Consider the following 13349-nt stretch of genomic DNA (forward strand, 5'->3'; position numbering starts at 1 on the left):
GGGCCTCGACCGAATCGATGATCGCCCTCGGGCTCCTGATCGCGCTGGTCGTGATCTCGGGCGTCCACGTCATCCGGATGACCAGCACCGAGCGGTTCTCCACCCGGCGGTCCATCGACGAGGGGCACACCAGGTCGAGCTTCCCGCGCCCGCCGGAGGCGCCGCGCGGCTGACGCCCCTCACCGTCACGACCGGGCACCACACCCCCGCCACAGACCTGGACCACCCGGGCCGACGGGCGGCGGGTGGTCCAGGTCTGCTCAGGCGTCGAGGACTACCGGTCAGCCGGTGATCTCCCGCGCCAGGTTCTGCGGCAGGTAGTCGTAGCGGGCGAAGGTCCGCGTGAACGAGCCCGTGCCGCGCGCCACCGACCGCAGGTCGATCGGGTAGCGGGACAGCTCGTGCTGCGGCACGTCCGCGGTGACGACCGTGTGGCCCTCGAGGTCGGCCGGCTGGGTGGCGTGCACCTGGGCGCGGCGGCCACGCAGGTCGGCCAGGCAGGCGCCGACGAACTCATCACCCACGGTGACCTCGACGGTGTCGACCGGCTCGAGCAGGGCGACGGTCGACTCGTTGGCGGCCTCGCGCAGCCCCAAGCCGGCGGCGGTCTGGAAGGCCATGTCGGAGGAGTCCACCGAGTGGGCCTTGCCGTCCAGCAGCGTCACGCGCACGTCCACGCACGGATAGCCGGCGAGCACACCCTCCTCGAGCTGGTTGCGCAGACCCTTCTCCACCGACGGGATGAACTGCCGGGGCACGGCGCCACCGACGACCTTGTCGACGAACTCGAAGCCCGCGCCGCGCTCGAGCGGCTCGATCTCCAGCTGCACCACGGCATACTGCCCGTGGCCACCGGACTGCTTGACCAGGCGACCCTGGGCGGCCACCTTGCGCACGAAGGTCTCGCGCATCGAGGTGCGGACCGGCTCGGTGCTGATCTTGACGTTGAACTTCTCCTCCAGCCGAGCCATCACGTCGTCGACGTGCGCCGGACCGAGGGTCCACAGCACCAGCTGGTGGGTCTCGGCGTTGCGCTCCAGCCTCAGCGTGAGGTCCTCGGAGATGAGGCGCTGCAGGGCGTTGCCGAGCTTGTCCTCGTCCTGCTTGCGGGCAGCCTGGATGGCGATGGGCAGGAGCGGCTCGGGCAGCAGCCACGGCTCGACGAGCGCGGGCCGGTCGGTGTCGGAGAGGGTGTCGGAGGTCTCCGCGGTCGACAGCTTGGTGACCAGGACCAGCTCGCCGGCGATGGCGCTGGTGCGCGGCACCGGGCCGGCAGCCGTCGGGGTGCTCATCTGGCCGAGACGCTCGTCGTCCTCGTCGTGGCCGGGGTGGCCCTCCACCTCGTGGCCGACGACCCACTCCAGGTGCCCGGAGACGTGCAGCCGGTCGTCGGTGTTGAGCGTGCCGGAAAAGATCCGGACCAGGGACAGGCGGCCGACGTAGGGGTCGGTGGTGGTGCGGATGACCTGCGCCACGAGCGGGCCGGCCGGGTCGGCGGTGACCTCTCCGAACTCGCCGCCCTGCGGGGTCATCACGGCCGGCACCCAGGCGCGGTCGGGCGAGGGGAAGGCGCTGACGATCAGGTCGAGCAGCGCCGGGACACCGGTGCCGTCCGGGGGGTTGACGGGCACGATCGGGAAGAAGCGGGCGGTGGCGGTCGCCTTGGACAGGTCGGCGCGCAGGCCCTCGATGTCGAGCTCCTCGCCGGACAGGTAGCGGTCCAGCAGCGTCTCGTCCTCGGACTGCTCGATGACGGACTCGATCAGCGCGCCGCGAGCCTCCTCGACCTCGGCCTTCTCGTCCTCGGTCAGCGGGACGGTCGTGCCGGCCACGTCGGTGCGGGTCTGCTCGAGCAGGTCGATGACGGCGGCCAGCTCCTGCTTCTCGATCACGGGCAGGCCGAGCGGCACGGCGTCGCCGAAGATGCGGCGGCAGTCGGCCACGACGCTGTCCCAGTCGGCCCGCGCCAGCTCGAGCTGGGTGACGGCGACGGCGCGCGGGATGCCGATGGTGTCGCACTCGCGCCACAGCATGCGGGTGGCGTCGTCGATGCCGCTGCCGGCCGCGACGACGAACAGGACGGCGTCGGCCGCGCGGAGCCCGGCGCGCACGTCACCGACGAAGTCGGGACGCCCGGGGCTGTCGACGAGGGTGACGACGGTGCCGGTGCGGTCGTGGACGGTGGTGGCGACACCGAGCTCGGTGGACGCCTCCTCGGCCTCCTTGACGTGCCCGAGTTGGCCGGTGGTCAGCTGCGCCAGCAGCGCACTCTTCCCGGTGCCCTGCGGTCCGACCAGGACCACTGTGCGGATCTGGGAGGGGGACGTCGGGGGGGCGAATGAGGCGCCGTTGCGGTTCATGGCTCAACGCTACGCCGTGTCGTTGACGGAGCGTAAGGGGGTCCGGCCTCGTCCCTCAGCCGATGTCGTTCTCCGGTATGCGGTGCACGCCCTCCTTCTCCTGCGCCACCTCGCAGAGGCGGCCCAGCACCTGGGACAGCTCCCGGAGCTCGGACTCGTCCAGACCGTCCAGGAGCTCTTCCCGCACGACCTGCGTCGGCGACTCGAACTCCCCCAGGAGCTCCTCCGCGGCGGGGGTCAGCCGCAGGAGGGCCCGGCGGCGGTCCTGCGGGTCGGGGCGGCGCTCGACCCAACCCTTGGCGACGACCCGCTCCAGCAGCCCGCTCGTCGTCGGGGCGGAGACGTGCAGCGCCTCGGCCACGGCCTGGGCGGTGCAGTCGGGGGCGCCGCGCAGGATCGCCAGGACCTGGAGCTGGCGGATGGTCAGGTCGGTCGGCACCGGCAGGGCCGGCACCATGCGCGTCACGTGCGCGTGCAGCCGTCGCTCGGCGTCGGCGATCTGCGCGGTCAGCGCCTCGCGGTCAGCGCCCGGCACCACCGGGCTCGCCTCCGTGGGCACGTCGCTCTCACCTCCGCTCACGTTCAGTTAGGAACAGGCTAACTATGTCACCTACGCTGGAAGCCTATGTCACGCCTCACGCTGTTCAGCGTGCGCAACCGCGCGCTCATCGCCCTCGCCACCCTGTTCAGCATCGTCGCCGGACTGTGGTCCGCGGGGGCGCTGCCGCGTGAGCTCTTCCCCTCGCTCCAGTTCCCCGTGCTCGTGGTCGCCACCCCCGCCCAAGGGTCGAGCACGTCGGTGGTCGAGGAGCAGGTCACCAAGCCGGTGGAGATCGCGGCGCAGGGGCTCAACAACGTCGTCGAGGTCACCTCGACCAGCGCCGACGGCTTCTCCACGGTGCTCATCGAGATGGACTACGGCACCGACATGGGCTCGGCGCAGACCGACCTGCAGCGGGCGGTCCTGGCCCTGCCCAACCTGCCCGACACCGCCAACCCGCAGATCTTCGCCGGCAACATCGACGACTTCCCGATCATCCAGCTGTCGGCCGTCGGTGGTGAGGGCGTCGACGAGGTCGACCTGGTCGACCGGCTCGAGCGGGTCGTCATCCCCGACCTGGAGGACATCGAGGGGGTCCGTTCGGTGACCCTCTCCGGCGTGGCCGACCGCGTCATCACCGTCGACCTGGACGAGGAGGCCGCGGCCGAGCACGGCGCCAACCCCGCCTCGATCGCCCAGCTCCTGCAGGCCAACGGGGTCGTGCTGCCCGGAGGTCGGGTGCTGGACGGCGAGACCGAGCTGCCCGTGCAGGTCGGCTCCCGCCTCACCGACGTCCAGGAGATCGCCGACCTGCCGCTGATGACCCAGCAGGTCATGGGCTCGCGCCAGGCCGCCGCCCAGCAGCAGGCCGCCGCGGCCCAGGCGGCCGAGCAGGCCGCAGCCGCCGCGGAGGAGCAGGCTGCCGCCGCCGAGGCCGCCGCAGCGGCCGGGCAGCCGCTGCCCCCGATGGAGCCGCCCGCGGCGCCCGAGGAGGTGGAGATCCCCGAGATCCCGACCCTGGGGGACGTCGCCGAGGTGACGCTGGAGGAGCGGGAGGCGACCGCATACACGAGGACCAACGGTGAGCCCAGCGTCGGCCTGGCCATCACCAAGACCCCCGACGGCAATGCCGTCGAGATCAGCCACGCCCTGGCCGAGATGGACCAGGAGATCACCACCGGCCTCGGTGGCGGCGAGCTGGTCACGGTCTACGACGGCGCCCCCTTCATCGAGAAGTCGATCGAGGATCTGGCCACCGAGGGCCTGTTGGGCCTGGGCTTCGCGATCCTGGTCGTGCTGGTCTTCCTGCTCTCGATCCGGTTGACGCTGGTGACCGCGCTGTCGATCCCGCTGTCGCTGCTGCTGGCCCTGATCGGGCTGAAGGTCTTCGACTACAGCCTCAACATCCTCACCCTCGGGGCGCTGACCATCGCGATCGGCCGCGTCGTCGACGACTCCATCGTGGTCATCGAGAACATCAAGCGCCACATGTCCCGCGGCGACGACCGCCGCACCGCCGTGGTCGAGGCGACCCGTGAGGTCGCCGGGGCGATCACCTCGGCGACCGTCGCCACGGTCGCCGTCTTCCTGCCGCTGGGCTTCGTCAGCGGTGCCGTCGGCGAGCTCTTCAAGCCCTTCGCGGTCACGGTGTCACTGGCCATGCTGGCCTCGCTGCTCGTGGCCCTGACGATCGTGCCGGTGCTGGGCTACTGGTTCCTGGCGGGGACGAAGCCGGGCAAGCACGCGCAGGAGCACCCCGACACCGTGGTGGAGGGCGAGGAGCCGACCGGCCCTGCCGCCTCCCCCGCCGACTCCCCTGCCGCCGTGGTCACCAACGACCGGCCGGACTGGCTGCAGCGCAGCTACCTGCCCGTGCTCCGCGGCGCCCTGGCCAGGCCGTGGCTGACCGTCCTGCTCGCCGTCGTGCTGCTCGGCGTCACCGGGTGGGCCGCGACGCTGCTCAAGACCGACTTCATCTCGGCCACCGGCGAGAACACCCTGCAGGCCAGCCTCGAGCTGCCTAGCGGAACCACGCTGGCCGAGACCGACGCCCAGACCCAGGAGATCGAGGCCTGGCTGGCCGAGCAGGACGACGTCGAGTCCTACCAGACCGTCACCGGGTCGCCAGGGGGCATCGAGGCGGTCTTCCTGGGCAGCGGGCCCAACAGCGCGACCTTCGCCCTGACCCTCGCCGAGGGCGTGGACGGAGAGGCCTTCGGCGAGAGGTTCACCGCCGCCTTCGCCGAGGACCTGCCCGAGGGCGGCAGCTTCACCGCCCAGGCCGGGCAGGGGATGATGCCCAGCACCCTGGAGGTGCAGGTGCAGTCCCAGGACACCGAGGACCTGCGCGCCGCGGCCGAGGAGGTCGCCGTCGTGCTGGACGAGGTGGGCGCCACGGACATCACCAACGACCTCACCGACACCGTCCCGGCCCTGCAGATCCAGGTGGACCGCCCGGCCGCCGCCGAGGTCGGCCTGACCGAGGCGCAGCTCGGCCAGGTGGTCCAGGCCTCCACCGACGGCGCCACCGTGGGGCGGGTCGAGCTGGACGGGCAGACCCTCGACGTCGTCGTCCGCCAGGGCGGGGCCGCCGACGTCGACGATCTCACCGAGCTGGAGGTCGCCACGGACCAGGAGGGTGAGCCGGTCACCCTGGGCGACATCGCCGAGCTCACCCCCGTCGACGAGGCCGTGAGCATCACCCGGATCGACGGGCTGCGGGCCGCCACGGTCACCGGGCGCCCGTCCGGCGACGACCTCGGTGCCACCAGCGCCCAGCTGCAGGAGCGGCTCGACGGCATGGACCTCCCCGAGGGCGTCCAGGTCGAGCTCGGCGGCGTCAGCGCCGACCAGAGCTCGGCCTTCGAGGCGCTCGGCCTGGCCCTGCTGGCGGCGATCGCCATCGTCTACCTGGTGATGGTCGCGACCTTCAACTCACTGGTCCAGCCGTTGATCCTGCTGGTCTCGGTGCCCTTCGCCGCGACCGGCTCGATCGCGCTCCTCCTGGCCACCGACAAGCCGCTGGACGTCGCCTCGCTGGTCGGCATGCTGATGCTGATCGGCATCGTGGTGACCAACGCGATCGTGCTCATCGACCTGGTCAACCAGTACCGCGCCAAGGGCCTGGACCGCACCACCGCGGTCGTCGAGGGTGCCCGCCACCGCCTCCGGCCGATCATCATGACGGCGCTGGCCACGATCTTCGCCCTGGTCCCGATGGCGCTGGCGATCACCGGCGGCGGGGCCTTCATCAGCCAGCCGCTGGCGATCGTGGTCATCGGCGGGCTGATCAGCTCGACGCTGCTGACGCTGATCCTGGTGCCGGTGCTCTACGAGCTGGTCGAGCGGGCCGCGGCGCGGTTCAGCCGCCAGTCCGCCGCCTGACGCTCAAGCCTCCCGCGTTCGCCGTCACCGGCGGCGTAGGGCTCGGGGCCACCGACAGACCCCATCCTGTGATGCTGTTGTGCTGCCGGAACCTCCCGGATCGGCAGCACAGCAGCGTCACTCGATGGAAGTCCCGCGGCAACGCGGCACCTGGAAGACGCCCGGGCCACCCGTGACCCCAGAAGCCGCGGGCGCCACAAGCTAGCGTGACCGAGGTGAGCCCCTACTCGCTCCAGCCCTCGGGACCGGCCGACCCTGCCGCATACTCCTCGAGCTCGACCGTCCCGGCCCGCCACTCGGCGAGCACCGGCTCCACGATCCGCCACAGCTCCTCGGCCTCGTCGCCGCGGATCGTCATCAGCGGGTTGCCGTCCAGGATGGCGCCCAGGACCTCGCCGTAGGGCAGCATGCGCGGCTTGCCCAGCTCGGCGTGCAGCTCCTTCTGCTCCAGGTCGAAGGGATTGCCCTCGGCGTTCATCGACAGGTCGAGGGTGACCGCTCCCGGCTTGATCTCCAGGATCAGGCGGTCCTTCTGCGGGTTGTCGTGCAGCCCGGTCGGCACGTGCGCCGGCTCCTTGAAGGTGACCACGACCTGCTTGCTGGCCGTGCCGATCGCCTTGCCGGAGCGCAGCACGAAGGGCACGCCCGCCCACCGGGCGTTGTCGAGCTGGACGGTGAGCTGGGCCAGGGTCTCGGTGCCGCGCTCGGGGTCGACCCCCTCCTCGGCCGCGTAGTCCGGGATCTCCCGGCCGTCGAGGGTCCCCGCGGTGTAGCGCGCCCGTCGGGACGCCCCCGCGGCGTCGTGCCCCCACGGGTGGGTGGCCCGCAGCGCCTGGGCCTTGAGCGAGCGGATCTCCTCGGCGTGCATCGTCGCGGGTGCCTCCATCGCGAAGAAGGCGAGGATCTCCAGCAGGTGGCTCTGGATCATGTCCAGCAGCGCGCCCGCCTTGTCGTAGTAGCCGGCGCGTCCCTCCAGGGCGAGCGTCTCGTCGTAGAAGATCTCGACCTTCTCGATGTGCTCGGCCGACCAGATCGGCTGCAGCAGCCGGTTGGCGAAGCGGATCCCGATGAGGTTGAGGATGGTGTTGACGCCCAGGAAGTGGTCGATCCGGAAGATGTCGCCCTCGGGCACGACGCGGAGGAGCTGCCGGTTGAGCTCCTGCGCGGTCGCGAGGTCGCTGCCGAAGGGCTTCTCCAGCGCCAGCCGCGTCCCGCGGGGCACGTGGATCCGCTCGAGCAGCTCGCACACCTGCACCGTGACCGCCGGCGGCAGGGCGAAGTAGATGACCAGCGGCGTGTCCTTGACCTGGTCGAGGAGCTGCCCGAGCTGCTGCCTGTCCAGGGCGTCGGTCTGGTGGTAGGTCGAGTCCTTGACCAGCTCCGCCGCACGGTCGTCGTCGAGCTCGGCCTCGGCGAGGGCGTCGCGCACCTTGGCCTTCCAGTCCTCGTCGGACAGCTCGACCCGGTCGGCGCCCACGACGCGCACGCGCCGCTCGGGCTCCTCCTTCAGGAGGGTGCCCAGGCCGGGCAGCAGCAGGCGTCGGGTCAGGTCGCCGGAGGCGCCGAGGATGATGAGCGTGGTCGACTCGTCGGTCATGCAATGCAGGGTATGCGGTGCAGGATCACCTCGCGCGCCGCCCATCCTTCGTCGACGACTCGTCATCCCCGCGTCATCCGAGCGTCCGCCGGGTGGAACCCGGGTCCCGTCCCCGCAGGTCAGGACCCGGCCGGGGAAAGGGGCAGGCCCTGCGCGGAGCTGTCCTGCACCTCTGGTCCTGCACTTCTGGTGCTATAGCGCGAGAAGCGCAGGACCAGATCCGCAGGACCAGATCCGCAGGACCACAATCGCAGGACACGACGAGCAGGACAGCCGTCACCGCGCGCCAGGGTGCTCAGTCGCCGTAGCGCTCCCGGATCCGGGTCAGCTCGGTGGCGTGGGCATCCAGGGCCCGGTCCTCGTCGGTGACCGGCGTCCACTGCGGCACCTCACGCGCCCGCCGCTCCGGGCTGTCGTCGACGCTGACGAACACCGTCCGGCAGTAGGTCGTCAACGCCAGCTCACCCGTCGTGGGGTCGCCGGAGCGGACGTGGACGCCCACGTGCATCGAGTGCGGGCCGGTGTGCAGCAGCCTGGCCTCCACCTCGACCAGGTCGCCGATCCGCAGCGGCTGGTAGAACCGGACCCCGCCGGTGAAGATCGCCACGTTGGCCACGTCCTGGGTCCAGCGCGTCACCAGGACGTGCGCGGCCTCGTCGATCCAGCGCATGACGACCCCGCCGTGCACCTTGCCGCCCCAGTTGACGTCGGTCGGCGCCGCGAGGAAGCGCAGCTGGTCGCGCGGGGCCGACCCGCCGTCGGTGAAGGTGACCCTCTCCATCGCGGCCACCACCTCGTCACGGACCTTGCTGCGCCGGGCGGCCCACTCCTGGAGCAGGCGCTCCTCCTGGGTCGCCGGCCTCAGGGTCGGCACCGGGCGCGGCTTCCCGGCGTCGTCGACGGCCACGAAGATGATCAGGCACTGGGTGGCCGGCTCCAGCTCGGCCGTCGTGGGCGGGCCCGAGCTGACCTCCACGGTGACCTGCATGCTCGTGCGACCGGTGACGATGACCCGGGCCCGGGCCTCGACGAGGTCGCCGACCTCGACCGGCCGACGGAAGCGCACGTTGCCCACGTAGGCCGTCACGCAGTAGCCCCCCGACCACCGCGCGGCCGCGGCGTAGCCGGCCTTGTCGATCCACTCCAGGACCCTGCCCGCGCTCACGCTGCCGGACTGGCCGGCGTCGGTCGGGGCGGCCAGGAAACGCAGCGTGGTCTGGGACTCACGGCTCACGGGCACAGGCTAGCGGCGGGTGGTCAGATGTGCTGCCCGGCAGACCCGGGCCGACCGCGGTCCGCTCAGCCGGCCCAGGTCGGCGCCGACCAGTCCACCTGCGCCGCGACCTCCCCCAGCCGCCCGTCCTCGACCAGCCTGGCCTGCACCGTCCCGGCGCGCTCGGCCGCGACGAGCAGCACCTCGCCCTCCGACCCCGGCGCCCAGCCGATGAAGCGCGGCCAGTGGTCGACGGTGAGCAGCTGCACCAGCTCCAGCCCCCCGTCCTCGTCCACGGCGAAGACGGCCACCGTGTCGGTCCCGCGCGTCGAGACGTAGACGTGCCCGCCGTCAGGTGCGACCACGATCCCGGCGGCGGTCGTCTCCCCGTCGGCCGGGCCGCTGGGGGCGCTGCTCGCCGACCCGGTGACCGCCCAGCCCTCCTCGCCCCGCCGCAGCACGTGCACGGCGAGGTCCAGCTCACCGACGACCCAGGCCACGTCGTCGCGGCCCGGGTGCAGCGCCAGGTGGCGGGGGCCGGCACCTGCGGGGAGCTCGATCTGGCCGGTATGCCGCAGCTCACCTCCGCCTTCCTCCTCCACCGGCCCTTCCTCACCCGTCTCGACCGACTCGCCCGACCCGCCCACCTCCAGGCTGATCTCGTGCACGCGGTCGGAGCCGAGGTCGCAGACCAGCATCCGGGTGTCGTCGAGCCAGACGGCCTGGTGGGCGTGGGCGGAGTCCTGCCGCTCGTGCGGCCCCTCCCCCTCCAGCTGCAGCTCGTCGACGAGCCGCAGACCGTCGTCGTCGAGGGCGATCAGCCCGACGCTGCCGCTGACGTAGTTGCTGGCGACCAGCCACCTGGCGTCCGGGGACGCGGCGAGGTGGGCGGGCCCCATGCCCCCGGACCCGCAGCGGGAGAGCTCCTCCCCCGCCTGGGAGACCAGCGCCACCTCGTCCCCGGCCTCGGAGACCATGGCCAGCCGGCCGTCCGCGAGGCGCACCACCCACGACGGGTCCGGCACCGGGGCCAGGCGTGCGGGTGCGTCCTCGTCGCCCTCGCCGAGCCTCACCCTGGCCAGGCCGGAGGAGTCCTCGGGCTGGTCGTCGGTGTATCCACCCAGCACGAGATCGACCGGGGCGGGAAGGGAGCCGGTGCGTTGCGTCATACCCGTCAGCCTGTCAGGAGGCACCGACGGGTGCGAGGTCAGCGGGTCCGTCGGTGGACCAGCAGCGAGATGCCGAGCACGACGAGGCCACCCAGGGACAGGCCGGCACCGACGAGCGCGGGCGCGCGGTAGCCGTGCCCGGCCGTGATCACCACGCCCCCGAGCCAGGCGCCGAGCGCGTTGGCCAGGTTGAGCGAGGAGTGGTTCATCGCCGCGCCGAGGGTCCGGGCGCTGCCGGCCACCGACATCAGCCGCAGCTGGAGCGCGACCACCCAGGCGGATCCGGCCACCGCGATGGCCGCCACGGTGACGACGGCGGGCAGCAGGGACCGGGAGGTCTGCCAGAAGGCGAGCAGCGACACCGCGCAGCCGAGCCCCATGATCACCAGGGTGCGCAGCACCGACCAGTCGCCCAGGCGTCCGCCGGCCCAGGTGCCGACGATCGAGAAGAGGCCGTAGACGAGCAGCATGGGCGGGACCCAGCGCTGGTCCATGCCGGTGACCTCGGTGATGGTGGGCGCGATGTAGGAGTACATGGCGAAGATGCCCCCGAAACCGACGGCGCCGATCAGGAGGGTCAGCCAGAACTGGAGGTTGGTGAAGGCAGTCATCTCGGTGCGCCAGGAGTGGCGGCGGTCCCCCGCCGTGCGCGGCACCCAGAGACGGATGAGCACGGCGGTGAGCACGCCGATGACCGCGCAGGACCAGTAGGCCACCCGCCAGCCCAGCTCCTGGCCGGCCCATGTCCCGAGCGGGACGCCGGCCACCATCGCGATCGGGATCCCGAGCATGACAGTGCCGACGGCCCGGCCGGCCTGGCTGCGCGGGACGAAGGAGATGCCGGCCAGGGAGGCCAGGCCGAAGAAGGCCCCGTGCGGCAGCCCCGCCAGCAGGCGGGAGGCGAAGAGCGTGCCGTAGGTGGGTGCCAGAGCGCTCAGGGCGTTGCCCAGCGCGAAGACGAGCATGAGGACGATGAGCACCGCCCGCCGCGGGAGCCGGGCCGCGCCGAGCGCGACCAGGGGTGCCCCGACGACGACGCCGAGCGCGTAGGCCGAGATCGTGTGGCCCGCCTGCGGGATGGTGACGTCGATGCCCTCGGCGATCTGGGGCAGCAGCCCCATCGTCACGAACTCGGTGATCCCGATCCCGATGCCACCCATGATCAGGGCGGCGAAGGCGAGGGCTCGCGGGAAGTGACCGGCGTGGGCCGTCCCCATCAGCTCTTCCCGGCGCGCGGGCGGACCATCGCCACGAGAGTCACGCCCGACTCCGGGACGGGCTGGTCGGAGGTCACCACGGTGGCGGCGCCGTCCTCGACCGTGAACATCAGCACCGCCTCCGGCGAGCGCTCACGGAAGTCCTCGAGGGTGTGCTGCTCGGTGAGCTTGGTCTTGCGCACGACCATGCCCTCCCGCATCCGCTGCTCCAGCTCGGGGGCGGTCAGGGGCGGGTCGAAGGCAGCGGGGGCGGTCAGCTTGGTGGCGGTGCGGGTGGTGTCCCGGCCGCCGTCGCCCTGGCGCTTGACGGCAAAGGTGTTGCGCTTGCCCAGGGTGTGGGCGAACTCGCGGGCGGCGGTGGCGTTGGTGTCGTCGTCATAGGTCGTGGCCACCAGGGAGCCGATGCCGGCCAGCTCCATGTCCTCGACGGCGTGCTCGGACAGGATGTGGGTGCGCTCCACCCGCAGGCCGGCCAGCCTGGCCTGGCTGACCTCGCCAGGGGCGAGGGAGACGATGAGGGTGGGGACCTTGAGGCTCTCCAGCACCCCGGCCGCCTGCCGCACCCAGGCGGAGGCACCGGCGAAGAGCACGCCCGTGGGGGTCGTGGTGGCCAAGCCGAGCCGCTCGGCCAGGCGCCCCACGCCAAGGCCGTAGACCGCGACCGTGACCACGATGGTGACGAAGACCAGCGGCACCAACGAGGCCGCCTGCTCCTGCAGGAGCTGGAGGTGCTCGGCCCGGGCCTCCAGGGCCAGGGTCTCCTGGGCGGTCTCCCCGCCGCGGGACGCCCGCTCCCGGGCGGTCTCGACCGCGTGGTCGAGCTCCAGGGCGAAGATGCTGGTGACGGCGGCCGCCACGATGCCCCGCGGGGCCATGAAGGACAGCAGGGTCCGCTCCTGGCGGGTCGCGGAGGTGCCCATCAGGCCCAGCCAGATCGAGGCCGGGCGCACCACGAGGATGAGCAGGGTCACGAAGACCAGGGCCGTCGGGGCCACGTCGACGACCTGCGCGGGGGTGATCCGGCCCCCGAGCAGGACGAACAGCGCACCGACGATGAGGACCTGGAGGTGCTCCTTGAACTCCCGGACGTGCTCGAGGTTCAGCCCCGGCCGGTTGGCCAGGTAGATGCCCAGCATGGTCACGGTCAGCAGACCGCTCTCCGGCTGGATCTGGTTGCTCAGCACCAGCGCGCCGACCGCCACGGCGAGGAAGACGACCCCGTCGAGGAAGTCGGGGATCAGGTAGCGGCGCAGCGCGACCTCCAGCGTGACGCCGAAGAGGAGCGTGAGCGCGGTCGAGACGAGCAGCGTCTTGCCCAGCGTCAGGGCGGCCACGGTGAAGGCACCCTCGGGCGCGCCGACGACGATCGCCTGGAAGACCAGGACGGCCAGGACCGCCCCGATCGGGTCGACGACGATGCCCTCCCAGCGCAGCATCGAGGACACCCGGCGGGTCGGCCGCAGCTGGCGCACGATTGGCGCGATGACCGTCGGCCCGGTGACCACCAGCAGGGCCCCGATGAGCAGGGCGAGCTCCCACTTGACCCCCGCGATCAACGCGGCCGAGGTGATGAGGAACCACGCGATCACGACCGTCAGCGAGCACAGCCGCCAGACCGCCTTGCCCAGGCCTCTGAGCTCCCGGAAGCGCAGCGACAAGGACCCTTCGAACAGGATGATCCCGACGCAGATGTTCACCCCGGCGAAGAGGACGTCCCGACCCAGCACCACCTCGGGGGAGACGACCTGGCCCAGGACGAAGCCGACGATCAGCAGAAAGAGGATCGAGGGCACCCGCAACCGGTAGGCCAGGAGCTGGCACAGGGCTGCCAGCCCCAGGACCAGGGCGAGATAGGGCGCGGGTGACAC

The 13349-nt window shown here is 72.1% G+C and carries 9 protein-coding genes; 2 read left to right on the plus strand and 7 right to left on the minus strand.

Annotation, left to right across the window (positions count from 1 at the left end; all coding sequences use genetic code 11):
• Positions 1-17 precede the first annotated feature (17 nt).
• Entirely contained in the window at positions 18-173 is a 156-nt protein-coding gene (locus tag ACTMMA_RS05680; RefSeq protein ID WP_441189137.1) for a hypothetical protein, read from the plus strand.
• 108 nt (positions 174-281) lie between these two features.
• Here the strand turns inward: ACTMMA_RS05680 and ACTMMA_RS05685 are convergent, their stop codons facing one another.
• Both ACTMMA_RS05685 and ACTMMA_RS05690 read right to left on the minus strand, forming a co-directional pair.
• A complete protein-coding gene (locus ACTMMA_RS05685) occupies positions 282-2360 on the minus strand; it encodes an elongation factor G (RefSeq protein WP_441189138.1) in 2079 nt (692 codons plus the stop codon).
• A 55-nt stretch (positions 2361-2415) separates the two neighbouring features.
• The gene (locus ACTMMA_RS05690; RefSeq protein WP_441189139.1) at positions 2416-2919 is read right to left on the minus strand and encodes a MarR family winged helix-turn-helix transcriptional regulator; all 504 of its coding nucleotides are present in this window, start codon (positions 2917-2919) and stop codon (positions 2416-2418) included.
• A 66-nt stretch (positions 2920-2985) separates the two neighbouring features.
• On the opposite strand from ACTMMA_RS05690, the gene ACTMMA_RS05695 reads away from it, so the two are divergent.
• Entirely contained in the window at positions 2986-6285 is a 3300-nt protein-coding gene (locus ACTMMA_RS05695) for an efflux RND transporter permease subunit (RefSeq protein ID WP_441189140.1), read from the plus strand.
• 223 nt (positions 6286-6508) lie between these two features.
• Here the strand turns inward: ACTMMA_RS05695 and ACTMMA_RS05700 are convergent, their stop codons facing one another.
• The 5 genes from ACTMMA_RS05700 to ACTMMA_RS05720 all read right to left on the minus strand — a co-directional run bounded on the left by ACTMMA_RS05700 (position 6509) and on the right by ACTMMA_RS05720 (position 13349).
• Positions 6509-7882, minus strand: a complete 1374-nt coding sequence (locus tag ACTMMA_RS05700; RefSeq protein ID WP_441189141.1) for a glucose-6-phosphate dehydrogenase — start codon at positions 7880-7882, stop codon at positions 6509-6511.
• Between the two features lie 295 nt (positions 7883-8177).
• A complete protein-coding gene (locus ACTMMA_RS05705; protein ID WP_441189142.1) occupies positions 8178-9116 on the minus strand; it encodes an acyl-CoA thioesterase in 939 nt (312 codons plus the stop codon).
• 65 nt (positions 9117-9181) lie between these two features.
• Positions 9182-10264 carry a lactonase family protein gene (locus ACTMMA_RS05710; RefSeq protein WP_441189143.1) on the minus strand — a complete coding sequence of 361 codons (1083 nt, stop codon included), beginning with the start codon at positions 10262-10264 and terminating at the stop codon, positions 9182-9184.
• Positions 10265-10302: 38 nt separating this feature from the next.
• On the minus strand, positions 10303-11481 hold the full coding sequence (locus ACTMMA_RS05715; RefSeq protein WP_441189144.1) for an MFS transporter: 1179 nt from the start codon (positions 11479-11481) through the stop codon (positions 10303-10305).
• Positions 11481-13349: a cation:proton antiporter gene (locus tag ACTMMA_RS05720; RefSeq protein ID WP_441189145.1), complete on the minus strand. Its 1869-nt coding sequence runs from the start codon at positions 13347-13349 to the stop codon at positions 11481-11483. Before ACTMMA_RS05720 ends, ACTMMA_RS05715 begins: the two co-directional genes overlap by 1 nt.

The sequence above is a fragment of the Ornithinimicrobium panacihumi genome, assembly GCF_052073805.1.
GTDB lineage: Bacteria > Actinomycetota > Actinomycetes > Actinomycetales > Dermatophilaceae > Ornithinicoccus > Ornithinicoccus panacihumi.

What these genes read in the sequence shown, in the direction of transcription:
- ACTMMA_RS05700 (WP_441189141.1), bottom strand. Translation starts at nt 7,882, where the DNA reads ATGACCGACGAGTCGACCACGCTCATCATCCTCGGCGCCTCCGGCGAC.
- ACTMMA_RS05680 (WP_441189137.1), top strand. Translation starts at nt 18, where the DNA reads ATGATCGCCCTCGGGCTCCTGATCGCGCTGGTCGTGATCTCGGGCGTC.
- ACTMMA_RS05710 (WP_441189143.1), bottom strand. Translation starts at nt 10,264, where the DNA reads ATGACGCAACGCACCGGCTCCCTTCCCGCCCCGGTCGATCTCGTGCTG.
- ACTMMA_RS05685 (WP_441189138.1), bottom strand. Translation starts at nt 2,360, where the DNA reads ATGAACCGCAACGGCGCCTCATTCGCCCCCCCGACGTCCCCCTCCCAG.
- ACTMMA_RS05715 (WP_441189144.1), bottom strand. Translation starts at nt 11,481, where the DNA reads ATGGGGACGGCCCACGCCGGTCACTTCCCGCGAGCCCTCGCCTTCGCC.
- ACTMMA_RS05695 (WP_441189140.1), top strand. Translation starts at nt 2,986, where the DNA reads ATGTCACGCCTCACGCTGTTCAGCGTGCGCAACCGCGCGCTCATCGCC.